At 72.4% G+C, this 22,751-nt stretch carries 16 protein-coding genes; 12 read left to right on the forward strand and 4 right to left on the reverse strand.

What is annotated here, in order from left to right; translation table 11 throughout:
* Nucleotides 1–139: 139 nt before the first annotated feature.
* The 5 genes from HEP81_RS22515 to HEP81_RS22535 all read left to right on the forward strand — a co-directional run bounded on the left by HEP81_RS22515 (nucleotide 140) and on the right by HEP81_RS22535 (nucleotide 9,540).
* Entirely contained in the window at nucleotides 140–1,027 is an 888-nt protein-coding gene (locus tag HEP81_RS22515) for a coiled-coil domain-containing protein (RefSeq protein WP_037653739.1), read from the forward strand.
* Nucleotides 1,028–1,416: 389 nt separating this feature from the next.
* The gene (locus tag HEP81_RS22520) at nucleotides 1,417–2,205 is read left to right on the forward strand and encodes an ABC transporter ATP-binding protein (RefSeq protein ID WP_037653738.1); all 789 of its coding nucleotides are present in this window, start codon (nucleotides 1,417–1,419) and stop codon (nucleotides 2,203–2,205) included.
* Entirely contained in the window at nucleotides 2,202–4,784 is a 2,583-nt protein-coding gene (locus HEP81_RS22525; RefSeq protein ID WP_037653736.1) for an ABC transporter permease, read from the forward strand. The genes HEP81_RS22520 and HEP81_RS22525 overlap by 4 nt, the downstream gene beginning before the upstream one ends.
* Before the next feature lie 292 nt (nucleotides 4,785–5,076).
* Entirely contained in the window at nucleotides 5,077–8,610 is a 3,534-nt protein-coding gene (gene mfd / locus HEP81_RS22530; protein WP_037653734.1) for a transcription-repair coupling factor, read from the forward strand.
* 213 nt (nucleotides 8,611–8,823) lie between these two features.
* Nucleotides 8,824–9,540, forward strand: a complete 717-nt coding sequence (locus HEP81_RS22535) for an HNH endonuclease family protein (protein WP_037653733.1) — start codon at nucleotides 8,824–8,826, stop codon at nucleotides 9,538–9,540.
* A 23-nt stretch (nucleotides 9,541–9,563) separates the two neighbouring features.
* On the opposite strand, the gene HEP81_RS22540 is transcribed toward HEP81_RS22535, so the two are convergent.
* The 3 genes from HEP81_RS22540 to HEP81_RS22550 form a co-directional block, all read right to left on the reverse strand.
* On the reverse strand, nucleotides 9,564–10,676 hold the full coding sequence (locus HEP81_RS22540; protein ID WP_051850043.1) for a hypothetical protein: 1,113 nt from the start codon (nucleotides 10,674–10,676) through the stop codon (nucleotides 9,564–9,566).
* Nucleotides 10,677–10,742: 66 nt separating this feature from the next.
* Entirely contained in the window at nucleotides 10,743–12,485 is a 1,743-nt protein-coding gene (locus HEP81_RS22545; protein WP_051850042.1) for a M48 family metalloprotease, read from the reverse strand.
* A 72-nt stretch (nucleotides 12,486–12,557) separates the two neighbouring features.
* Nucleotides 12,558–13,265, reverse strand: a complete 708-nt coding sequence (locus HEP81_RS22550) for a hypothetical protein (RefSeq protein WP_037653731.1) — start codon at nucleotides 13,263–13,265, stop codon at nucleotides 12,558–12,560.
* A 178-nt stretch (nucleotides 13,266–13,443) separates the two neighbouring features.
* Here HEP81_RS22550 and HEP81_RS22555 point away from each other — a divergent pair, with 178 nt between their 5' ends.
* The 7 genes from HEP81_RS22555 to HEP81_RS22585 all read left to right on the forward strand — a co-directional run bounded on the left by HEP81_RS22555 (nucleotide 13,444) and on the right by HEP81_RS22585 (nucleotide 22,018).
* Nucleotides 13,444–15,612: an N-6 DNA methylase gene (locus tag HEP81_RS22555; RefSeq protein ID WP_037653730.1), complete on the forward strand. Its 2,169-nt coding sequence runs from the start codon at nucleotides 13,444–13,446 to the stop codon at nucleotides 15,610–15,612.
* Between the two features lie 101 nt (nucleotides 15,613–15,713).
* Nucleotides 15,714–16,376, forward strand: coding sequence for a hypothetical protein (locus HEP81_RS42180; RefSeq protein WP_037653729.1), 663 nt, complete (start codon nucleotides 15,714–15,716; stop codon nucleotides 16,374–16,376).
* Nucleotides 16,373–17,908 (forward strand): serine/threonine-protein kinase, encoded by a 1,536-nt coding sequence (locus HEP81_RS22565; protein WP_037653728.1) that lies wholly within the window; start codon nucleotides 16,373–16,375, stop codon nucleotides 17,906–17,908. The genes HEP81_RS42180 and HEP81_RS22565 overlap by 4 nt, the downstream gene beginning before the upstream one ends.
* An 87-nt stretch (nucleotides 17,909–17,995) precedes the next feature.
* Complete coding sequence (locus tag HEP81_RS22570; RefSeq protein ID WP_037653819.1) at nucleotides 17,996–18,823, forward strand: glycoside hydrolase domain-containing protein; 828 nt, start codon at nucleotides 17,996–17,998, stop codon at nucleotides 18,821–18,823.
* 194 nt (nucleotides 18,824–19,017) lie between these two features.
* Nucleotides 19,018–19,671: a SurA N-terminal domain-containing protein gene (locus HEP81_RS22575; protein ID WP_037653726.1), complete on the forward strand. Its 654-nt coding sequence runs from the start codon at nucleotides 19,018–19,020 to the stop codon at nucleotides 19,669–19,671.
* 77 nt (nucleotides 19,672–19,748) lie between these two features.
* Nucleotides 19,749–20,738, forward strand: a complete 990-nt coding sequence (locus tag HEP81_RS22580; RefSeq protein ID WP_037653724.1) for a nucleoside triphosphate pyrophosphohydrolase — start codon at nucleotides 19,749–19,751, stop codon at nucleotides 20,736–20,738.
* Nucleotides 20,735–22,018 (forward strand): cytochrome P450 family protein, encoded by a 1,284-nt coding sequence (locus HEP81_RS22585; RefSeq protein ID WP_037653723.1) that lies wholly within the window; start codon nucleotides 20,735–20,737, stop codon nucleotides 22,016–22,018. Before HEP81_RS22580 ends, HEP81_RS22585 begins: the two co-directional genes overlap by 4 nt.
* On the opposite strand, the gene HEP81_RS22590 is transcribed toward HEP81_RS22585, so the two are convergent.
* On the reverse strand, nucleotides 22,012–22,695 hold the full coding sequence (locus HEP81_RS22590) for a DUF899 family protein (RefSeq protein ID WP_037653722.1): 684 nt from the start codon (nucleotides 22,693–22,695) through the stop codon (nucleotides 22,012–22,014). The two genes, HEP81_RS22585 and HEP81_RS22590, sit on opposite strands and share 7 nt — an antisense overlap.
* Nucleotides 22,696–22,751 lie beyond the last annotated feature (56 nt).

Genomic DNA, 22,751 nt, shown 5'->3' on the forward strand with positions numbered 1-22,751 from the left:
ACACCCCGGGGACGGTGAACCGCGGCACTCCGCCCGTGACACGGCCGCGGAGTGTCGCGTTATGAACAGTTAAGCCCTATCCGTCACGATGTGCGCGAACTCTTGCTGTCGTGCCTGTCCGTCGGAGAGGGGTTCCCGAGTGAGCTGCGCATGGATGCCGCCGGACGGCTTCGCGACCGGCCGGGGGCGCGGGTACCGCCCCGCGCAGGTCGACGCGTACCTGGAGGCGCTGTCCGCGGACCGGGACGCCGCGTGGGAGCGTGCCGCGCGGCTGACCGTGCTGGCCAAGGAAATGGCGGCGGAGGCCGCGCGGCTGCGCGAGGTGGTCTCCCGGCTCCGGCCGCAGGAGTACGACACGCTCGACGACGGCGCCCGCCGGCTGTTCCAGCTCGCGCTGGAGGAGGCGCGGCAACTGCGGGAGCGTGCGCGGTGCGAGGCGCGTGAGCGGGTCGCACGGGCGGTGGCGGAGGCGGAGGGCGTGCGCCTGGCCGCGCAGGAGGACGCGGACGCACTGCGCGCGGAGGCCCATGAACGTGCCCGCCAACTGCTGCTCGCCGCCCGGGCGGAGGCCGACGCGCTGCGTGTCGGCGCGCGGCGCGCGGTGAAGGAGGGCCGCAAGGAATCCCTGGAGGCGCTGCGCGAGGTACGGCGGCGCACCGCCGATCTGCTCGCCGAGCGGTCCCGGGAACAGGCCGAGCACTGGGCCAGTGCCGAGCGCGCGGAGAGCGGGGAGGCGGCGGCCCTGGAGGCGCGCGAGGCCGAGCTGGTGGCCCGCGCGGAGGAGGAAGTGGCCGCGGCGGGGCGCGCCTTGGCGGAGGCGGAGGAGTACGGCCGCCGGTGCGAGGAGGAGGCGCACGCCCGCGCGGCCACGATTGTCGCCGAGGCTCATGCCCGCGCCGACCGTATCGCCCAGGAGACGGAGCGGGTCCTGCGCGAACACAGCGCGACCTGGGACGATGTGCAGGCCCATATGGACCTTGTGCGCAGCAAGTTGACGGCGCTGACCGGCCAGGCGGTCCTGGAGTAGCGACCGGGGCGGAGAAGGACCCACCCCGAGGGTGGAGGCGAACCCTGAGAAGGGGTCCACCCGGGGGTGGGGGACCCCTAGGGGTATCTCCGTACAAGGGGTCGGGGAGGGCTCGTCCCGGCGGAGGACGAGCGGGGGCGGGGGCGTTCCTTAAGCTGGCTTTACGCCGCTGGGGGGTGGCGGCCCGACCGCAGGGGTGGGGTTTTCCCCCTGCTGAAGAGGGGGCTCCGCACCAGCGCGCCGCACCCTCGCCGGACGCGAGACTCATCGATGAAGCCGGGACCACGCCCGACGCGGACAGCACCGCGCACGGACGTGGCCGGAACCCGCATGCACCGGACCACCGGGGCATCGCACACGCATCTGCCGACCGATATAGGAGACATACCGTGACATCGGCTGTGACCATTCCCAGGCACGGGGGCACTGGAGGGCTGACGGCCGTTGCCGCGCGGGCGCGGCAGGTCGTGAAGGCGTACGGCTCCGGGGAGACCCGTGTCGTCGCCCTGGACCATGTCGACGTGGACATCGCCAGGGGCCAGTTCACCGCGATCATGGGCCCCTCGGGGTCCGGCAAGTCCACACTGATGCACTGCCTCGCGGGCCTGGACACCGTGACGAGCGGTCAGATCCATCTGGACGAGACCGAGATCACCGGCCTGAAGGACAAGAAGCTCACCCAGTTGCGCCGGGACCGTATCGGCTTCATCTTCCAGGCGTTCAACCTGCTGCCGACGCTGAACGCGCTGGAGAACATCACGCTGCCGATGGACATAGCCGGCCGCAAACCCGACCGCGTCTGGCTGGACCGGGTCGTGGAGACCGTCGGCCTCGCCGGGCGGCTCAAGCACCGGCCGACCCAGCTGTCCGGCGGCCAGCAGCAGCGCGTCGCCGTGGCCCGCGCGCTCGCCGCCCGCCCGGAGATCATCTTCGGTGACGAACCGACCGGAAACCTGGACTCGCGGGCGGGCGCCGAGGTGCTGGGCTTCCTGCGCCGCTCGGTGGACGAACTCGGCCAGACCATCGTCATGGTGACCCATGACCCGGTCGCCGCCTCGTACGCGGACCGGGTGCTGTATCTGGCCGACGGCCGGATCGTGGACGAGATGTACCAGCCGACGGCCGATCAGGTCCTGGACCGCATGAAGGACTTCGACGCCCGGGGACGTACGTCATGACCGTGCTCAGAACCTCCCTGCGCAACTTCTTCGCGCACAAGGGCCGCATGGCGCTCTCGGCGGTCGCGGTCCTGCTGTCGGTCGCCTTCGTCTGCGGCACCCTGGTGTTCACGGACACCATGAACACCACCTTCGACAAGCTGTTCCAGGCGACCGCCTCGGATGTCACGGTCAGCGCCCAGGGCTCCTCCGACACCGGCCAGACCACCTCCCGCACCGGCAAGCCGCCGGTGATGCCGGCCTCCGTCGTCTCCACCGTCCGCGGGACACAGGGCGTGCGGTCGGCCGAGGGCACGGTGTTCTCCACCTCGGTGACCGTGATCGACGCCAAGCAGGACAAGCTGTCGCCGACCAGCGGCGCCCCGACCATCGTGGGCAGCTGGAACGGCAATGACGCCCGCACCATGGAGATCACCACCGGTACGGCCCCCAAGGGCCCGGACCAGGTGATGGTCGACAAGGACACCGCCGCCAAGCACCATCTGAAGCTGGGCGACGACATCGGCATGATCTCGGTCGTCGGCACGCACCACGCCCGTGTGTCCGGCATCGCCGCCTTCAAGGTGACCAACCCCGGCGCGGCCATCTTCTACCTGGACACCAGGACCGCCCAGCAGACCCTGATCGGGCGCACCGGTGTCTTCACGGACGTCGATGTCACCGCCGCCAAGGGCGTCACGGACGACCAGCTGAAGAAGAACGTGACGGCCGCCCTCGGCCACGGCTACAAGGTGCGCACCGCCAAGGAGGTCGCCGACGCCAACCAGAAGAGCGTCGAGAGCTTCCTGAATGTCATGAAGTACGCGATGCTCGGCTTCGCCGGGATCGCCTTCCTGGTCGGCATCTTCCTGATCATCAACACCTTCTCCATGCTGGTCGCCCAGCGCACCCGCGAGATCGGCCTGATGCGTGCCATCGGCTCCTCCCGCAGGCAGGTCAACCGCTCCGTGCTGATCGAGGCGCTGCTGCTCGGTGTGCTCGGCTCCGTGCTCGGTGTCGGCGTGGGCGTCGGTATCGCGGTCGGCCTGATGAAGCTCATGAGCGGCATGGGCATGGAGCTGTCCACGGACGACCTGACGATCGCCTGGACCACGCCCGCGCTCGGTCTGCTGCTGGGTGTCGTGGTCACCGTCCTCGCGGCCTATCTGCCCGCCCGCCGGGCCGGCAAGGTCTCCCCGATGGCCGCCCTGCGCGACGCAGGCGCCCCGAGCGACGGCAGGGCCGGTGCGGTGCGCGCCGTGCTCGGACTGGTGCTCACCGGCGCCGGCGGCTGGAGCCTGTACGCCGCCGCGACCGCCGACAAGGCCACGTCCGGATCGAGCCTGCTGGGCATCGGCGTGCTGCTCACCCTGGTCGGCTTCGTGGTGATCGGCCCGCTGCTCGCCGGCGGTGTGGTCCGTGTCCTCGGCGCGATCATCCTGCGGGTCTTCGGCCCGGTCGGCCGGATGGCGGAGCGCAACGCGCTGCGCAACCCGCGCCGCACCGGTGCCACCGGCGCCGCCCTGATGATCGGCCTCGCTCTGGTGGCCTGCCTGTCGGTGGTCGGCTCCTCGATGGTGGCCTCGGCCACCGATCAGCTGGACAAGACCGTCGGCGCGGACTTCATCATCCAGGGCGACCAGGAGTTCACCTTCATCAAGCCGCAGATGGTCCAGCAGATCAAGGCCACGCCCGGCCTCGAACGGGTCACCGAGTACAAGCTGCTCGACGCCACCCTGAGCACGCCCGACGGCAAGGTCTCCAAGAACGAGACGATCAACGCCGCCGACGCGACCTACGCGAAGGATCTGCGCACCAAGACGGTCGCCGGTGACCTCGCCGACGCCTACCGGCCCGACTCGATGTCCGTCTTCGAGGGCTTCGCCAAGGAGCACGGCATCAAGCTCGGCTCCACGGTCACGGTCGGCTTCAAGGACGGCCGGGCCGCCAAGCTGACGGTCCGCGCCATCACCAGCGACGACGTCGTGATCGACAAGGGCGCGATGTACGCGTCCATCGCGACCGCCGCGAAGTATGTGCCGGCGAGCAGGATGCCGCTGGACCAGCTGGTCTTCGCCACCGCCAAGGACGGGCAGCAGGCCGCCGCCTACACCTCGCTGAAGCGGACGCTGCACGCCGACCCGGCGCTGACCGTGCGCGACCAGACCGACTACAAGAAGGTGCTCAAGGACCAGATAGGCCAGCTGCTCAACATGATCTACGGCCTGCTGGCCCTGGCGATCATCGTCGCGGTCCTCGGTGTGGTGAACACCCTGGCCCTCTCGGTGGTGGAGCGGACCCGGGAGATCGGCCTGATGCGGGCCATCGGTCTCTCCCGCCGCCAGCTGCGGCGCATGATCCGCCTGGAGTCCGTGGTGATCGCCGTCTTCGGCGCGCTGCTCGGCCTGGGCCTGGGCATGGGCTGGGGCGCGACCGCCCAGCGGCTCCTCGCCCTCCAGGGGCTGAACGTCCTGGACATCCCCTGGCCGACGATCATCGGCGTCTTCATCGGCTCCGCCTTCGTGGGCCTCTTCGCCGCCCTCGTCCCGGCCTTCCGCGCGGGCCGCATGAACATCCTGAACGCCATCGCCACGGACTAGCCGCCGCGGGTTCGGCCGACGACCACCGCATACGGGGGTTGCGGGGGGAGCACCCGGTACCGAGGAGTCTTGGGGGACTTCTCGGTACCGGGTTCTGCTGTTTTGTTCTTTTTGGGCAAGTTCCCGGGTGGCGGTTTCGGGTGGGTGAGTGGGGAACGCGGTGCGGCGACGGCAGCGCAGGGCCACTTGTCCACAGGCTCCGACGGCCGAGCCGACGGCGTCGTACGCTGGACACCCCCGGTCGCGCCCCGCGCCGGGCTGCTTGCGTTGCCCACCCTGGACGGAAAGCCCCATGAGCCTGCACGGTCTGCTCGACGCCATCGTCAAGGACCCCGCCCTCGCGGAAGCGATCACGGCGGCCGCGGACGGCAACCGTATGCACGTCGACCTCGTCGGCCCCCCGGCCGCCCGCCCCCTCGCGATCGCCGGCCTCGCCCGCGAGTCCGGCCGTACGGTCCTCGCGGTCACGGCGACCGGCCGCGAGGCGGAGGACCTGGCCGCGGCGCTGCGCTCGCTGCTGCCCGCCGAGGGCGTCGTGGAGTACCCCTCCTGGGAGACGCTGCCGCACGAACGCCTCAGCCCCCGCAGCGACACCGTCGGCCGGCGCCTGGCCGTGCTGCGCCGCCTCGCCCACCCCCGCGCGGACGACCCCGAGACCGGCCCGGTCTCCGTCGTCGTCGCCCCCGTGCGCTCCGTGCTCCAGCCGCAGGTCAAGGGCCTCGGCGACCTGGAGCCCGTGGCCCTGCGCACCGGTCAGAACGCCGATCTGAACGAGGTCGTCCAGGCCCTCGCGGCGGCGGCGTACGCCCGCGTGGAGCTGGTGGAGAAGCGCGGCGAGTTCGCGGTGCGCGGCGGCATCCTGGATGTGTTCCCGCCCACCGAGGAACACCCCCTGCGCATCGAGTTCTGGGGCGACGACGCCGAGGAGATCCGCTACTTCAAGGTCGCCGACCAGCGCTCCCTGGAGGTCGCCGAGCACGGACTGTGGGCGCCGCCCTGCCGTGAGCTGCTGCTCACCGACCAGGTGCGCGAGCGCGCGCGGCTGCTCGCCGAGGAGCATCCGGAGCTGGGCGAACTCCTGAACAAGATCGCCGAGGGCATCGCGGTCGAGGGCATGGAGTCCCTCGCCCCGGTCCTGGTCGACGACATGGAGCTGCTCCTCGACGTGCTGCCCCAGGGGTCGATGGCCGTGGTCTGCGACCCGGAGCGGGTCCGTACCCGCGCCGCCGACCTGGTGGCCACCAGCCAGGAGTTCCTCCAGGCATCCTGGGCGGCCACCGCGGGCGGCGGCGAGGCACCGATCGACGTCGACGCGGCCTCCCTGTGGTCCATCGCCGATGTCCGCGACCGGGCGCGCGAGCTGGACATGATGTGGTGGTCCGTCTCGCCCTTCGCCGCCGACGAGGAACTGGACGCGGGCACCCTGAAGCTGGGCATGCACGCGCCCGACACCTACCGCGGCGACACCGCCAGGGCGCTCGCCGACACCAAGGGCTGGCTCGCCGACGGCTGGCGCACGGTGTACGTCACCGAGGGCCACGGTCCGGCCTCCCGTACCGTCGAGGTGCTCGGCGGCGAGGGCATCGCCGCCCGGCTGGACACCGACCTCGGCGAGCTGAGCCCCTCCGTCGTGCACGTCTCCTGCGGCTCGATCGAGTACGGCCTCGTGGACCCCGGGCTCAAGCTCGCCGTGCTCACCGAGACCGACCTGTCCGGGCAGCGCACCGCGAGCCGCGAGGGCGCCCGGATGCCGGCCCGCCGCCGCAAGACCATCGACCCGCTCACCCTGGAGCCGGGCGACTACATCGTCCATGAACAGCACGGCGTGGGCCGCTACATCGAGATGGTGCAGCGCACCGTGCAGGGCGCCACCCGCGAGTACCTGGTCGTGGAGTACGCCCCCGCCAAGCGCGGCCAGCCCGGCGACCGCCTCTACATCCCCACCGACCAGCTGGAGCAGATCACCAAGTACGTCGGTGGCGAGGCACCCACCCTGCACCGCCTGGGCGGCGCCGACTGGACGAAGACCAAGGCGCGCGCCAAGAAGGCCGTCAAGGAGATCGCCGCCGACCTGATCAAGCTCTACAGCGCCCGGATGGCCGCCCCCGGCCATGCCTTCGGCTCCGACACGCCCTGGCAGCGCGAGCTGGAGGACGCCTTCCCCTACGCCGAGACCCCGGACCAGCTCACCACCATCGCCGAGGTCAAGGACGACATGGAGAAGTCGGTCCCCATGGACCGGCTGGTCTGCGGCGACGTCGGCTACGGAAAGACCGAGATCGCGGTGCGGGCCGCCTTCAAGGCCGTACAGGACGGCAAGCAGGTCGCGGTCCTGGTGCCGACGACACTGCTGGTGCAGCAGCACTTCGGGACGTTCTCCGAGCGGTACGGACAGTTCCCGGTGAGTGTGAAGGCGCTCTCCCGGTTCCAGACCGACACCGAGTCCAAGGCCGTCCTGGAGGGGCTGCGCGAGGGCGCGGTGGACGTCGTCATCGGCACCCACCGGCTGTTCTCCTCGGAGACCAAGTTCAAGGACCTGGGCCTGGTCATCGTGGACGAGGAGCAGCGCTTCGGCGTCGAGCACAAGGAGCAGCTGAAGAAGCTGCGCGCCAACGTCGACGTGCTCACCATGTCCGCCACCCCCATCCCGCGCACCCTGGAGATGGCGGTCACCGGCATCCGCGAGATGTCGACCATCACCACCCCGCCCGAGGAGCGCCACCCGGTGCTCACCTTCGTGGGGCCGTACGAGGAGAAGCAGATCGGCGCCGCCATCCGGCGTGAACTGCTGCGCGAGGGCCAGGTCTTCTACATCCACAACCGGGTCGAGTCCATCGACCGCGCGGCGGCCCGGCTGCGCGACATCGTGCCCGAGGCCCGTATCGCCACCGCGCACGGACAGATGTCGGAGGCGGCCCTGGAGCAGGTCGTGGTCGACTTCTGGGAGAAGAAGTTCGACGTGCTGGTCTCCACCACCATCGTGGAGTCCGGGATCGACATCTCCAACGCGAACACCCTGATCGTGGAGCGCGGTGACACCTTCGGCCTCTCCCAGCTGCACCAGCTGCGCGGCCGGGTCGGGCGTGGCCGCGAGCGCGGGTACGCGTACTTCCTGTACCCGCCGGAGAAGCCGCTCACCGAGACCGCCCATGAGCGGCTCGCGACCATCGCCCAGCACACCGAGATGGGCGCGGGCATGTACGTGGCCATGAAGGACCTGGAGATCCGCGGCGCCGGCAATCTGCTCGGCGGCGAGCAGTCCGGGCACATCGCGGGCGTCGGCTTCGACCTGTACATGCGCATGGTGGGGGAGGCGGTCGCGGACTACCGGCGGCAGTTGGAGACGGGGGAGGTCGAGGAGGAGGCGCCGCTGGAGGTCAAGATCGAGCTGCCCGTCGACGCGCATGTCCCGCACGAGTACGCGCCCGGCGAGCGGCTGCGCCTCCAGGCCTACCGCGCCATCGCCTCCGCCAACTCGGAGGAGGACATCAAGGCCGTCCGCGAGGAACTCACCGACCGCTACGGCAAGCTGCCCGAGCCGGTGGAGAACCTGCTGCTGGTGGCCGGGCTGCGGATGCTCGCGCGGGCCTGCGGGGTCGGCGAGATCGTCCTTCAGGGCCCCAACATCCGCTTCGCGCCCGTCGAGCTGCGCGAGTCGCAGGAGCTGCGCCTCAAGCGGCTGTACCCCGGTACGGTCATCAAGCCGGCCGTGCACCAGGTGCTGGTGCCCCGCCCGAAGACCGCGAAGGTGGGCGGCAAGCCGCTGGTCGGACGCGAACTGCTCGCCTGGGTCGGGGAGTTCCTGGCCTCGGTGCTGGGGTCCTGACCTCGATCCCACCCCGGGAGTGAGCCGGCGCACGGACGAACGGTCCGTGCGCCGTTCCATGGCCGCCGTGTGCCCCACCTCACGCCCCGCTTGCCCCTGAATCCTCCCTTTGGGACCCATCTGCCGCTCCGTAGTGGGCAGTTACCGTAAGGGGCGGAACGATCCGCCCCGCTTCCGAGGGCGGACCCACAGGGCGAGCAAGGGGGGCGTGGCATGACGCGTCTGAAGAGTGCGACGGTCTGTGCGGTGGTCGTACTGGCCGCCGCGACCGGCTGCAAGTCGGGCCAGGACAAGGGGGCTTCGGGCCCCGAACCGAAGAGCGGCGGCGGCGTCGTGCTGACCGCCGTGAAGGCGCTGCCCGTCAAAGGCCGTGCCCCGAAGACCGGTTACTCCCGGGAGCGGTTCGGCAGCGCGTGGGCGGACACGGACTCCAACTCCTGCGACACCCGGGACGACATCCTCAAGCGCGATCTGAAGGACGTGAAGTTCACCGGCGGCACCTGCAAGGTCACCTACGGGCTGCTGGACCCGGACCCGTACTCGGGCAAGGACATCACCTACCGGCGCGGCGCCAGCAAGGTCGACATCGACCATGTCGTCGCCCTCTCGGACGCCTGGCAGAAGGGCGCCAAGTACTGGGACGCCAACAAGCGGATCGCGCTGGCCAACGATCCGCTCAACCTCATCGCGGTCGACGCGAGCGCCAACCGCGGCAAGGGCGACGGCGACGCGGCCACCTGGCTGCCGCCGGACAAGGACTACCGCTGCTCGTACGTGGCGACGCAGGTGGCGGTGAAGAAGAAGTACGGCCTGTGGGTCACCTCCGGTGAGAAGGCGGCGATGGAGAAGGTCCTCACCGCCTGCCCGAACCAGAAGCTGCCCTCCGGCGGCAACCCGACCGAGGCCCCCGCGCGCTTCAAGGCCCGCTAGGGCCTGTCTGGCCATTCCCGTCGTCAGTGCGCGCGCGGCGGCGGGGCCGGGCGGCCCGCCTTCTCCCAGCCGACGAAGGTGTTGGTACGGGCGTGCACGAACGCCTTCACCGGGTCGCCGGAGTACGTCCACGGCACACTGCCGACGTACCCGCCGACCGCCCGGAACTGCTCCACCGCCTCCGCGTACCGCTTCCTCTCGAACAGCATCTTGGCCAGCAGATGCCGTACCAGCGGCAGCCGGTGATGCCCGGCCGGGATCCGGGCCACGGCGTCCAGGGTGGCGTCGATGGCCGGGTCCACGAACGGCTGGTCGTACACGGGCCCCTTGGCCTCCCGGCAGGCGTGCTCGAACAACGCGTACAGGCGCAGCACGGGCAGCGGGCTGCCGGGCGGGGCGGCGGCTGCCGCCTGCTCGGCGAACGCGTACATCAGTTCGTGGGAGCCGCGCCATTTGGCGCACCAGTACTGGAGCGCGCTGACATGGGCGCCGAAGTGGTGCGGGTCGCGCGCGGTGATCTCGGCCCACAGGGCGCGGAAGTCGTCGTGCGCCCAGCCGAGTCCGAGGGCGATGGTGATCTGCGCGATCCAGGGGCAGGGGTCCTCGGGCGCCATCCGGGCGGCCTCACGGCAGGCGGGCAGCGCCTCGGCCAGCAGCCGGTGGAAGCCCTCGAACTGCTCGGAGGTGGTGTGCTTCGCCAGCTGCGCGCCGCGGACCTCGCCCGCGAGCGAGACGAGCGCGTCCGCGTGCACGAGCGCGGCGGACGGGTCGCCGGGGTACTCGGTGCGCCAGGCCTTCACCCAGGAGTCGTCCTCGACGGCGGCGTTGACCAGGATGCCGAGCCGGTACCAGCGCAGATCCCAGTCGCGGCCCGCGTTCGCGAGATAGCCGGCGGCCCGCCGCCAGTCACCGGCGAGGGCGGCCGCGGCCACGGCGTCGGCCTCGGGGTCGGGGCCCGCGTGCCGCTTGTCGAGCCGCGCGGCGGGCACCAGGCCGTAGGCGGCCGCGTCGATGGTGACCGGCGCCTTGGCCTTCTCCTCGGCCTTCTGGGCGCGCGCCTTGCGGATGTTGCGCGGGATGGTGACGGCCGCGTAGGCGAGGACGCCGACGCCGGCTATGTCGATCAGGACGTTCATGAACGGGTCTCTCGGGTGATCGGGGCCGCCTGGGGGAGGTGACCGGGGAGGGCGGGCGAGCGGCCGTCAGGCCAGGGTGTGGGGTGCCGGTCCGGTGCCGTCGAGCGGTCCATGGGCGCCGCCGCGCAGCAGCAGAGTACGCAAGGGCGCGGTCACGGCCGGTTCGGCCACCGCCCGGTCCAGCGCCGCCGGCAGGTCCTCGGTGAACCACGCGGGCGCCGTCCGCCGCACCGGGGGCCCCGCCCAGCACAGCTCCCACCGGCACAGACCCGTCTCCAGCGCGGCGCCCAGCGCCAGTTGGCGCAGGGCCGAGCGGAAGGCCGTACGGGCGAACTCGCGCGCCGCGCGCCCACTGCTGCGGGCGGCCCGCTCGGACCGCGGCAGCCGGGCGGCCAACTCGTCAAGCAGGCCCCGGTCGAGCAGGTCGAGGAGGTGGCCCAGGGCGATGACGCCGGGGGCGGCCGGGGCACCGGTCAGCTCGGCCATGGCCGCGAGCAGCGGTTCCGTCTCCCGCGCGGCAATATCCCGGCGTGCCTGCCACGGAAGTTCGGCCCAGGGGACCCGGTGTTTGGACAGCGCTTCCGTGCTCAGGGTGGCCTGTTCCAGGCCGGCCAGGAGCCGGTCCGGCGCGCGGAGCAGGGCGGTGGCCGGACGGCGTACGAGGGTGAGGGTACGGCCGTCGTCGGGGAGTGACTCCAGTGCCCTGATCCGGTCGGCCGTGGGCGGGTGGGAGGCGTACGGGGACCGGTCCTCGCCGGGCTCCTCCGGCAGTGGTTCGCGCGCCAGTGCCGCCAGCTGCTCACGGCGGGTGTCGTCCACGAGCAGCAGGGCGAACCCGCCGTAGAACTGCCCTTCCGGGGGCAGCAGTCCGGCGTCCCAGCCCATCAGGGCGTACTGGTTCAGATAGAGCTCGTCGGCCGCTTCCAGCGCGGGGACGCGGCGCAGGGCGGCGGCCGTGGTGGCGGGGCCGGCGATCCGGGCGGCGACCAGGTCGGCCGCGTACTCCTGGCGGCGGCTGACCGCCTCGGTCAGGCGCAGGCACAGCTTCGCGTACGCGGTGAAGACGAGCGCCAGGTAGTGGTCGGGCCCTCGCGTACCGCCCCGCCTCAGGGGCGGCGGCCTGCCCTCCGCACGGCGCCGGGCGGTCTTCGCGGCGAACTCCGCCCGCTCCTCCGCCTCCTCGCGCGCGGCCCGCTCCCGCAGCGCGCCGACGGTGTGCGCCAGCCGGCCGCGCAGCGCCGCCACCACATGGCCCAACCGGGTGTCATGGTGGGCGTAATGGCCCAGCTCGTGCCCGAGCACGGCGTCCAGCTCGGCCCCGGGCAGACCCAGCAGCAGGGCCACGCCGAGGAAGAGCCGCCGCTCGCCCGGGACCAGCCCGAGCCACCGGGCGTCCTCCCGCACCATGGCGACGGCACCCGGGACGATCCGTATCTCCGCGGGCGGCCGGGTGCCCACCCGCTCGGCCAGCCGCCGTACGTGCTCCCACAGTTCGGGCTGCTCCCGGGGTGTCAGCGAGAGACCCGGCGGTCCCTCCCGCCCCTCCTCGCGCCGCCGGCCGAGCGCGACGACCCGCAGCACGCACCAGGCGACGGCCAGCGAGCCGAGCCAGCCCTCGACGGTGACGACGGTGAACGTGCCCCGGGCCAGTACGACGTCCAGGGCCGCCACTGCGACGAGGAGCGCCAGGGCCAGCAGATAGAACCCGAGCAGCAGCCCGAGGGCGAGCGCGGCGCGCAGGGAGGCTCCCGGCGCGCCGCGCCCCGCGGCCGGTCCGGAGGCTGCCGGACCGGCGGGACGGAGAGGCATCGGCACCTCTTCCATCGGCACCCTTCGCATCGGCGCCCTTTCGGGGGGACGGGACGGAGGACGGCGGGCGGGCTACTTCTTCAGACCGGCGAGGATCGTCGTCGTCAGCTTCTTCGCGGAGGCGGCGCCGTTGTCGCTGCCCGCCGTGGACAGCACGGTGACCACGGAGGAGCCGGAGCGGGCCGCCACGAGGGTGGTGCCGTTCTGCCACTTCCCGCTCGTCAGCGTCATCGTGTACGCCTCGTCGCCGAGCCCGGCGGTGGCCTTGCCGGCGACCTTCACCTTGGCGTGCGCGTCGGTGTCCGTGAACGTGGCGCACCGGGTGGCGACGGCCTCGATCTGCTTCATCGCGTCCTTCGCCTGGGCGGCCGGGAACTCGTCGATCTCCTGGGCGACCTCCTCGGTCTTCTGCGCGTTCACATAGTCGTTCTGCGCGAACGAGGAGCTGTTCTTGTAGCCGGTCACCTGTATCCAGGACGTGCTCTCCAGGCTGACGCAGTCCGGCTTCGTGGTCTTCCGGGCGGACGTGGAGAGCAGCTCGGCGCCGCTGTCGGCGGTGTTGTCGTCCTCGACGGTGTAACCGGCCGGGAAGGCGGAGGCGGGGGCCAGCAGCTTCTTCAGCTGCGTACCCGTGAGCAGACCGGCGTTCGGGTCCTTCGCCTTGGTCTGCTTCGCGCTCGGGGCGGAGGCGTCCGTGGAGCCGGTGGAGCAGGCGGTGAGGGCCAGGGGCAGGACCGCGGCGACGGCGAGCAGCGTGGCGGCACGGGACGAGAGACGCATGACAGTCCTTCAGGGCTGGTGGAATACGAACGGATGAGCGTTCGCTGGGTCAATAACAGCAGAGCCTGTGAACCGAGTCAACATGGTTCACGGTGTTCCGCAGCGAACACGCTGTGAATGAAGGGATCTTGTGTACGCCGGTATGCTCGGTACAAACGGGACGAGGGGAGCGGGGCCGGTGCAGGATCAGGCGACAGAGGTGACCGCGGCCGGTATCGCGCGGCTCGCCGGAGTGGGCCGGGCCGCCGTCAGCAACTGGCGCCGTCGGCACGCTGATTTCCCCAAGCCGGTCGGGGGCACCGAGACCAGCCCCTCCTTCGCGCTCGCGGAGGTCGAGGGATGGCTGCGCAAGCAGGGGAAACTCGCCGAAGTCCCGTTGCGCGAAAGGGTCTGGCAGCAGCTCGCGGGGCATCCCGAGGGCCCGCTCACCGCGCTGGTGCACGCCGGGTGCACGCTGCTGCTGATCCATGAGCGCTCCACCGTCTGGCTGGCGGCGAGCGCTGGTTCCGACGAGCGCCTGGCCCGGCTGCTGCCGGGCGCCCTGGCGCAGGTGCTGACCCCGCGGCTCGGGGCGCTGGCGGGGGTGCTGATGTCCGGGGTCGGGGCGCCGGATGATGTGAACACGCCGGACGGCTCTCAGGCGACGGACAGGAGATCGACAGCCCCGGGTGTGAACACCGCGCCGACGACCCCCGATGTGAACATCCCCGACTCCTCCGGCGCCTCCGGCTCCCCGAGCACCCCGCCCCCGCTCCTCCCCTCCGTCCCCCTCCTGCGCGGCGCCGCCGAACTCGCCGTCGAGGTGGGGGCGCGGCAGGCGTTCGAGTTCCTGCTGGGCCGGCATCTGGACGCCAACCCCCGCCAGTACACGCTCACCCCGGCCGAACTCGCCGCCCTCATGGCCGACCTGGCCGGTCCGGCCCGTACCGCCCTGGACCCGGCCTGCGGCACCGGCGCCCTGCTGCGGGCCGTGGACACCCGCCCCGAGCAGTGGCTGCACGCCCAGGACAGCGCCCCCGACCTCGCCGCGCTCACCGCACTACGGCTCGCGCTGCACTCGCGCGCCGGCGTGCGCGCCGCCGCCGGGGACGCCCTGCGCGCCGACGCCTTCCCGGAGCTGCGCGCCGACGTGGTGCTGTGCCACCCGCCGTTCAACGAACGCAACTGGGGCCACGACGAACTCGCCTACGACCCCCGCTGGGAGTACGGCTTCCCGGCCCGCACCGAGTCCGAGCTGGCCTGGGTGCAGCACGCCCTGGCCCGGCTCACCGACGGCGGCACGGCCGTCCTGCTGATGCCCCCGGCCGCCGCCTCCCGCCGCTCCGGGCGCCGGATCCGCGCCGACCTGCTGCGCCGGGGCGCGCTGCGGGCGGTGCTCGCGCTCCCGGTCGGGGCGGCGCCGCCGTACAACATCCCGCTGCACGTCTGGGTGTTGTGCCGGCCCGAGCGGAACCCGGCCGCGCCCGAGGTGCTGCTCATGGACACCGGGCGGTTCGCCGGGGAGGCGCGCGGCGGCCCGGACTGGGCGGCGGTGCGCGAGGCCGTCCTGGACGCCTGGCGTGCCTTCACCCGCGCGGGACGGCTGGCGGAGCGGCCGGGCCTCGCCCGTTCGGTGCCGGTCATCGAGCTCCTCGACGACGACGTGGACCTGGCGCCCGCCCGCCATCTGCCGCCGCCCGCCGTGGCCGACGGCGCCGAGCAGCTCGCCGCGGTGCGCGAACGCCTCGGCGAGACCCTGCGTCTGACCACCGACCTCACCCCGCCGGCCGCCGACCCGGCCCCGCCCGTGCGCTGGCCGCTCACCACCATCGGCGAACTGGCGCGCGCCGGCGCACTGGTGATGCGCACCGGGGGCAGCGGCGGCCACGCGCGGCTGCCCGCGCTCACCGACACCGACGTCCTCGCCGCGACCGCGCCCTCGGGCACGCTGCCCGAGAGCGACGAGGAGGCCGTGCTGACCGAGCCGGGCGACGTCGTCGTACCGGTGCTCGGCGGCGGCTCCGTGGCGCGGGTGATCGAAGAGGCGACGGCGGGCGCCGCCCTGGGGCGCAACCTCGTCCTCCTGCGCCCCGATCCCACGGCGCTCGACCCCTGGTTCCTCGCCGGATTCCTGCGCGGCACCGCCAACAACCGGCAGGCCAGCAGCTACGCCTCCACCGCCACCCGCCTCGATGTGCGCCGCCTCCAGCTGCCCCGGCTGCCGCTGGCGGAACAGCGGCGCTACGGCGCCCGGTTCCACGCCCTGGACGAGTTCGAGCGGGCGCTGCGGCACGCGAGCCGGCTCGGGGACCATCTGGTGCGCGGAATGTACGACGGCCTCACGGACGGCACCGTCGCCCCCGACTGATCCCTGACAACGGTTTGATACATCCCGGATGTGTTGTCGGCGCCGGGCCATATGCTCGATCCGCACGCCAGTACCAGGGACTTCGGGCAACAGGAGCAGCCATGCAGGGCCACGGCTACGGACAGCCGGCCAAGAAGCCGCCGCATCTCGCGGTGCTGGTCCTGCTGCGCGTGCTGTTCGTGGCGGCCGGATTCCTCAGCATCGGGTTCCTGGCCTGGGCGATGCTGCTGCGGCTGGCCGCCGTCACCCGCAGGCCCCTGGACTGGGGACTGTTCGTGACCACGCTGTTCGCCGACATCGCGGCCATCGTCCTGGTGGCGAACGATCCGTCCGACGACGCCTCGGGCGTCGGCGGCACCCTCGGCATGTGGCTGGTGCTCATCACCCTGGTCTCCGCGACCACGTACTACCTCATCGCGGAGATACGCCATTACGGGCGCCGCGAGCGGGAGTTCGCGGCCCGTTCGGCACCGGCGTACGGCTACCCGGGCCCGGCGGCCCGGCCGTACGCCACACCCGTCATACCCACCATGCCGGCCGCCCCCACCATGCCGGCCGCCCCCGCCATGTCCGGCATGCCCACCCCGCCCCCGGCGGCCCCGCACACCCCCGTGCCCGGCCCGCCGCCGGTCGTGCCGCCTTCGCACCGCCCCGCCCCCGCGCGCATCGACCAGGTGCGGGCCGAGCTGGACGAACTCAGCGACTATCTGCGCAAGCACGACGGACAGCACGACGGCCGGCGTGAGGACGGAATCGAAAGGTGACCGTGGCGACAGGACGTCTCGTCGCCGGCCGCTACGAACTCTCCACCCTCATCGGCCAGGGCGGTATGGGCCAGGTGTGGACGGCGTACGACCAGCGGCTCGACCGGCGGGTGGCCGTGAAGCTGCTGCGCCCCGACAAGGTCGCGGGCCAGGAGGCCGACGAGCTGCGCCGCCGCTTCGAGCGCGAGTGCCGGGTGACCGCCCAGGTCGACCACCCCGGCCTGGTCACCGTGCACGACGCGGGCAGCGAGGGCGAGGAACTGTTCCTCGTCATGCAGTACGTGGACGGCGCCGACCTCGCCGACCACCTCGCCGAGCACGACCCCTACCCCTGGCCGTGGGCGGTCGCGGTGGCCGCGCAGCTGTGCGCCGTGCTCAGCGCCGTACACGCCGTGCCGATCGTCCACCGCGACCTCAAGCCGCGCAATGTCATGGTCAAGCAGGACGGCCTGGTCACCGTGCTCGACCTGGGCGTGGCCTCCGTCATGGACACCGACACCACCCGGCTCACCCACACCGGCTCCCCGATCGGCTCGCCCGCCTACATGGCGCCCGAGCAGGCCATGGGCGGCGCGGTCGGCCCGTACACCGACCTGTACGCGCTCGGGGTGCTGCTGCACGAACTGCTCAGCGGCGACGTGCCGTTCACCGGCGCCACCGCGCTCGGCGTGCTGCACCGGCACCTGTACGAGCCGCCGCTGCCCGTGCGCCGGATCCGCCCCGAGGTCCCGGAGGCGCTGGAGAGCCTGGTGCTGCGCCTGCTCGCCAAGGACCCGCAGCGCCGGCCGGACTCCGCACAGGAGGTGTACGAGCATCTGGCGCCGCTGCTGCCCGCGCGCGGCATGCCCAGCGGAGCGCCCCTGGACCCCACGCGCCCCTTCCTGCGCCCGCACGCCCCCTGGCCCGATCGCGCCCGCACCCCCGCGCACCGGCCGGCCCCCGCCGCACCCGCGGCCCCGGCCACCGGCAAGCCCGATGTCGCCGCCGCCGTCGACGAGGTCAAGCGCCTGCTGGGGGAGGGCCGGATCACCCAGGCCGTCGACATCCTGGGCTCGATCCTGCCCGCCGCGGCCGAACAGCACGGCGAGCACTCCCCGGTGGTGCGCACCCTGCGCAAGCAGTACGCGGCGACCCTCATGGACGACGGCCAGTACCGGCGGGCCCTGCCCGAACTGCGCCGCCTCGCCGACGAACGCGCCGCCGAGGCCGGCCAGGCCGACCCGGCGTCCCTGCGCTTCCGCTACGACGCCGCGCACTGCCTCGAACAACTGGGCGAACCCGCGGCGGCGCTCGCCGAGTACCGCGCCCTGCTGCCGTACTACGAGAACCAGTACGTCTCCGGCGATCCGCAGCAGGCCCACGAGGTCCGCCGGCGCATCGGCCATCTGCTGCTCGCCCTCGGCGACCGGCCCGCCGCGCACGACACCCTCGCCCGCCTGGTGCTGGACGTGGAACGCCTCGGCGGCCCCGGCCACCCGATGGCCGTCGAGATCCGCCGCACCCTGCACTGGCTGGGCCAGGTACGCGGCTAAAGTCATCCGGGCGCATTCGGCCCCGCGTACGAACGTCGCACAGGCATCGCGCAGGCATCGCACAGAGAACCATCAGGGGTGGGCACCATGGCCGGACACCGGCAGTCCAAGAAGCGCAGACACATCACCTGGGCGGTGGCGGGCGCCGCCGTCGTCGCGGGAGCAGGGCTCGCCGCGCAGACCTCCATGGCCGCCACCACCTGGCCGGCCCAGAAGACCTTCACCGGGCGGGCGTTCGACACCTGCACCGCGCCCTCGCTGTCCACCATGAAGGCATGGCACACCGGCTTCTACGGCGCCGCCGCCGTCTACGTGGGCGGCAAGAACCGCGGCTGCGCCCAGCCCAACCTCACCGCCTCCTGGGTGAAGTCCGTCAGCTCCCTGGGCTGGAAGCTCGTCCCGATCTACGTCGGCGCCCAGCCGCCCTGCCGGTCCGGCTCCGACCCGGAGAAGATGACCGCCTCCAACGCCGCGGCCCTCGGCACGCAGGACGCCAACGACGCCGTCGCCAAGGCCGCCGCCCTCGGCATGAGGGCGGGCAGCCCCGTCTACCTCGACATGGAGGGGTACGACACCGCGAACACGTCGTGCAACACCGCCGTGCTGACATACGTGCGCGCCTTCGACAAGCAGCTGCACGCCAAGACGTACCGGGCCGGGTTCTACGGCTTCACCAGCTCCAGCGCCAAGGCGATCGCCACCGCCTCCGACAAGACGGATCTGCCGGGCAACCTCTGGTACGCGCTGTACGACAAGCAGAACACCACGACCACGGACTGGCCCTGGGGCGCCAAGCAGTACACCGGGCACAGCCGCGGCCACCAGTACATGGTCAACAGCAAGGAGGCGCACGGCGGGGTGACCCTCACCGTGGACCGGGACGCGTGGGACGGCCCGGTGGCGATCACGGGCTGACCGGCGAACTCGCGGGCGGGCGCCGGTGCCCGAAGTCGCGGTGAATCGTTGGTCGAATGGGTTGGCCGGAGCAGCGCCACTGCCTACCATCGATCACCGCAAGACTTTGTGCGCCCGCCCGTCGCCCGGCCACCACCCCTGGCGGAGGCGCTGGCGCGCCGCACCTGTCCTTGCAATCTCCCTTGGAGGCCCCCTTGCACCGCCGCCGTCGCACCGCGCTCGTCCTCACCGCCGCGATCGCCGCCGCGGCCCCCCTGCTGACCGCCTGCGGAAGCGACGTGCACCCGGGCGCGGCCGCCGTCGTCGGCGGACAGCGGATCACCGTCGCGCAGCTGGAGAACCGGGTCGGCGAGGTCCGGGACGCCCAGCGGGCCGCGCTGCCCGACCAGGGCCAGTACCAGCAGGTGCTCACCCAGACCAGCGGTCTCACCCGCGACACCCTGCACAACATGGTCCTGGACCAGGTGATCCACCGGGCCGCGCAGGACGAGGGCGTCTCGGTCACCCGCAAGGAGGTCCAGCAGCTGCGCGCGAGCCTGGAGCAGCAGGCGGGCGGCTCCAAGGGCCTCCAGACCACCTGGCTCCAGAAGTACGGCATCGCCCCCGCGCACCTGGACGAGAACCTCCGCCTCCAGCTGGAGGCGCAGAAGCTCGCGGCCCGGCTCGGCACCGACACCACCCAGCCCGCCTTCTGGAAGGCCCTGTCCAAGGCGTCCGGGGAACTGCACATCGACGTCAACCCGCGCTACGGCACCTGGGACGTGCAGAAGAGCAGCCGGGTGGACGCGAAGACGCCGTGGGTGCGGGAGGTCACCTCGGTGTCGGGCGGCGGACCGGTCACGGCGTAGGTCGTACGATCACACGACTCGGGTGCCCCTGTGGATAACCGAATCCACTCGTCACGGCGGTGGGTTACTTTCGGATCGTGAACGCATCCAGCCCCGCCGCCGACCCCGGCCGCATCGTCCTCCTCACCACCAGCCACCGTGTCGCCCCCGGCCTGCTGTCCTGGCCCGCGTGGGAGGCGCTGCGCGCCGCGGACACCGTGCTGTGCGCGGACGGCGCCCATCCGCAGCTGCCGTATCTGCGGGAGGCCGGTATCGAGGTGTCCGAGGCGGCGCCCACGGCGCAGGAGCTGATCGACGCCTGCGCCGGCGGACGCACGGTGGTGGTCGTGGCCACGGGCGAGGGAGAGCCCGCCCTCACCGACGGCCTGGCCCGGCTGGCCGGCTCCGGCCGGGTCCGCATGCCCGATCTGGAGCTGCTGCCCGCCTCGTACGATCTGCCCGGCGCCCGGCTGCTCGACCTCGTCCAGGTCATGGACCGCATCCGCGTCGAATGCCCCTGGTCCTCCCGGCAGACCCACGAGGGCCTGGCCAAGTACGGCATCGAGGAGTCGTACGAACTGGTCGAGGCGATCGAGGCCGGCGACCGCGAGGAGCTGCGGGAGGAGCTGGGCGACGTCCTGCTCCAGGTCGTCTTCCACTCCCGGATCGCCGAGGAGCACCCCGAGACACCGTTCTCCATCGACGACGTGGCGGGCGGCATCGTCGCCAAGCTCATCCACCGCCACCCCCATGTCTTCGGCGACGCGGTGGCCGAGACCCCCGAGGACGTCAAGGCGCACTGGCTGCGCACCAAGGCCGAGGAGAAGCGCCGCACCTCGGTCACCGAGGGCATCCCGCTCGGCCAGCCCGGCCTCGCCCTCGCCGCCAAACTCGCCTCCCGCGCCCGCCTCGCCGGTCTCGACGTCCCGCTCCCCGAGGGCGACGACATCGGGTACGCCCTCCTCGCCCTCGCCGCCCGGGCCGAAGCCGCAGGCACCGACCCCGAGACCGCCCTGCGCGCCGCGGCCCGCACGTACCGGGACGCGATACGGAAGGCGGAGGGGTTGCCGGATACCGTCGAGGAGTGACCGACCAGCTTCCCCCCGATGACACCGTTCCCGCCGCTCCCGAGCTGTTCACCTGGGAGTTCGCCGCCGATCCCTACCCGGCGTACGCGTGGCTGCGTGAGCACGCGCCCGTGCGGCGGACCCGGTTGCCCAGCGGGGTGGAGGCATGGCTGGTCACGCGGTACGCGGACGCCCGGCAGGCGCTCGCGGACCAGCGGCTCAGCAAGAACCCGGCGCATCACGACGAGCCCGAGCACGCCAAGGGCAAGACCGGCATCCCCGGCGAGCGCAAGGCCGAGCTGATGACGCATCTGCTGAACATCGACCCGCCGGACCACACCCGGCTGCGCCGACTGGTCAGCAAGGCGTTCACGCCCCGCCGGGTCGCCGAGTTCGCCGACCGGGTGCAGGAGCTGACCGACGACCTCATCGACCGGTTCGCCGAGCGCGGCTCGGCCGACCTCATCCATGAGTTCGCCTTCCCGCTCCCCATCTACGCCATCTGCGACCTGCTCGGCGTACCGCGCGAGGACCAGGACGACTTCCGGGACTGGGCGGCCATGATGATCCGGCACGGAGGAGGACCCCGGGGCGGTGTCGCCCGGTCGGTGAAGAAGATGCGCGGCTACCTCGCCGAGCTGATCCACAAGAAGCGCGAGGCGCTGCCCACCGAGCCCGCGCCCGGCGAGGACCTGATCTCCGGCCTCATCCGCGCCTCCGACCACGGCGAACACCTCACCGAGAACGAGGCCGCGGCGATGGCCTTCATCCTGCTGTTCGCCGGCTTCGAGACCACCGTCAATCTGATCGGCAACGGCACCTACGCCCTGCTCACCCACCCCGAGCAGCGCCGCCGCCTCCAGGAGGCCCTCGCCCGCGGCGACGAGGAGCTGCTGGCGACCGGGGTGGAGGAGCTGCTGCGCTACGACGGCCCGGTGGAGCTGGCCACCTGGCGGTTCGCCACCGAACCGCTCACCGTCGGCGGGCAGGAGATCGCGCCCGGCGACCCGGTGCTCGTCGTCCTGGCCGCCGCCGACCGGGACCCGGAGCGGTTCGAGGACCCGGACACCCTGGACCTCGGCCGACGGGACAACCAGCACCTCGGGTACGGACACGGCATCCACTACTGCCTGGGCGCCCCGCTCGCCCGCCTGGAGGGACAGACCGCGCTGGCCACCCTGCTGACCCGGCTGCCCGATCTGCGGCTCGCCGCCGACCCGGACGAGCTGCGCTGGCGCGGCGGACTCATCATGCGGGGCCTGCGCACCCTGCCGGTGGAGTTCACCCCGCCCGCTCAGTAGTCCAGGCCCGCGAACCAGTCGCCCCGGCCGCCCGGGGTCAGATCGAGCAGATGCCACACGGGGCTGAGGAGATCGAGACCGCGCTGGTCGATGTCCTCGGCCATCCGGGGGTGCGCGGAGTAGTGGTGCCGGACCGAGCCGTCCGCGTCCCGGGTGAAGACCGAGACGGTCGAGTCCTGGACGCCGTCCTCGTCCTCGCTGCCCAGGTCGTACTTGAAGGTGCTGTCCCCGGCGCTGAGCAACCGCAGCCGGGACCAGCCGCGGGCGCGGGCGTGCCTTCGCAGCGTGGGCAGGTCGGCGGCGGCCACCACCACCAGGTCGGCGTTCCGCGCGACATGGCGGGCGACACCGTCGAAGCCGTCGATCCACAGGGTGCACATCGGGCAGGGGTCGGTCTGCCGTTTGCCGTACATGAAGTGATAGACGAGCAGGGGCCGCTCCGGGCCGCCGGTGAACAGCTCGCTCAGCCGGACCTCGCGCGCCGGCGCGTCGCCCGCGTCCAGGTCGGCCGGGCCCTCCAGGAAGACATAGTCGTCGACCTCGGCACCCGGCGGCAGCGACCTGCGCAGGGCCGCGACCCGTTCGCGCTCGCGCATCAGCTCGATCTCGGCGCGGCGCAGTTCCTCGCGGGCGGCGAGGTACTCCGCGGACTCGCCGTGCAACCGGGTGTGCCGCATCGTGTGTCCTCCTGGGTGAACAGCCCCCCGGAATCAGGTCGGTTCCATGGTTCCGG

The sequence above is a fragment of the Streptomyces griseofuscus genome (genome assembly GCF_014673495.1).
Classification (GTDB): Bacteria; Actinomycetota; Actinomycetes; order Streptomycetales; family Streptomycetaceae; genus Streptomyces; species Streptomyces murinus.

What these genes read in the sequence shown, in the direction of transcription:
- HEP81_RS22535 (WP_037653733.1), top strand. Translation starts at nt 8,824, where the DNA reads ATGACGCGTCTGAAGAGTGCGACGGTCTGTGCGGTGGTCGTACTGGCC.
- HEP81_RS22545 (WP_051850042.1), bottom strand. Translation starts at nt 12,485, where the DNA reads ATGCCTCTCCGTCCCGCCGGTCCGGCAGCCTCCGGACCGGCCGCGGGG.
- mfd (WP_037653734.1), top strand. Translation starts at nt 5,077, where the DNA reads ATGAGCCTGCACGGTCTGCTCGACGCCATCGTCAAGGACCCCGCCCTC.
- HEP81_RS22570 (WP_037653819.1), top strand. Translation starts at nt 17,996, where the DNA reads ATGGCCGGACACCGGCAGTCCAAGAAGCGCAGACACATCACCTGGGCG.
- HEP81_RS22525 (WP_037653736.1), top strand. Translation starts at nt 2,202, where the DNA reads ATGACCGTGCTCAGAACCTCCCTGCGCAACTTCTTCGCGCACAAGGGC.
- HEP81_RS22550 (WP_037653731.1), bottom strand. Translation starts at nt 13,265, where the DNA reads ATGCGTCTCTCGTCCCGTGCCGCCACGCTGCTCGCCGTCGCCGCGGTC.
- HEP81_RS22540 (WP_051850043.1), bottom strand. Translation starts at nt 10,676, where the DNA reads ATGAACGTCCTGATCGACATAGCCGGCGTCGGCGTCCTCGCCTACGCG.
- HEP81_RS42180 (WP_037653729.1), top strand. Translation starts at nt 15,714, where the DNA reads ATGCAGGGCCACGGCTACGGACAGCCGGCCAAGAAGCCGCCGCATCTC.
- HEP81_RS22590 (WP_037653722.1), bottom strand. Translation starts at nt 22,695, where the DNA reads ATGCGGCACACCCGGTTGCACGGCGAGTCCGCGGAGTACCTCGCCGCC.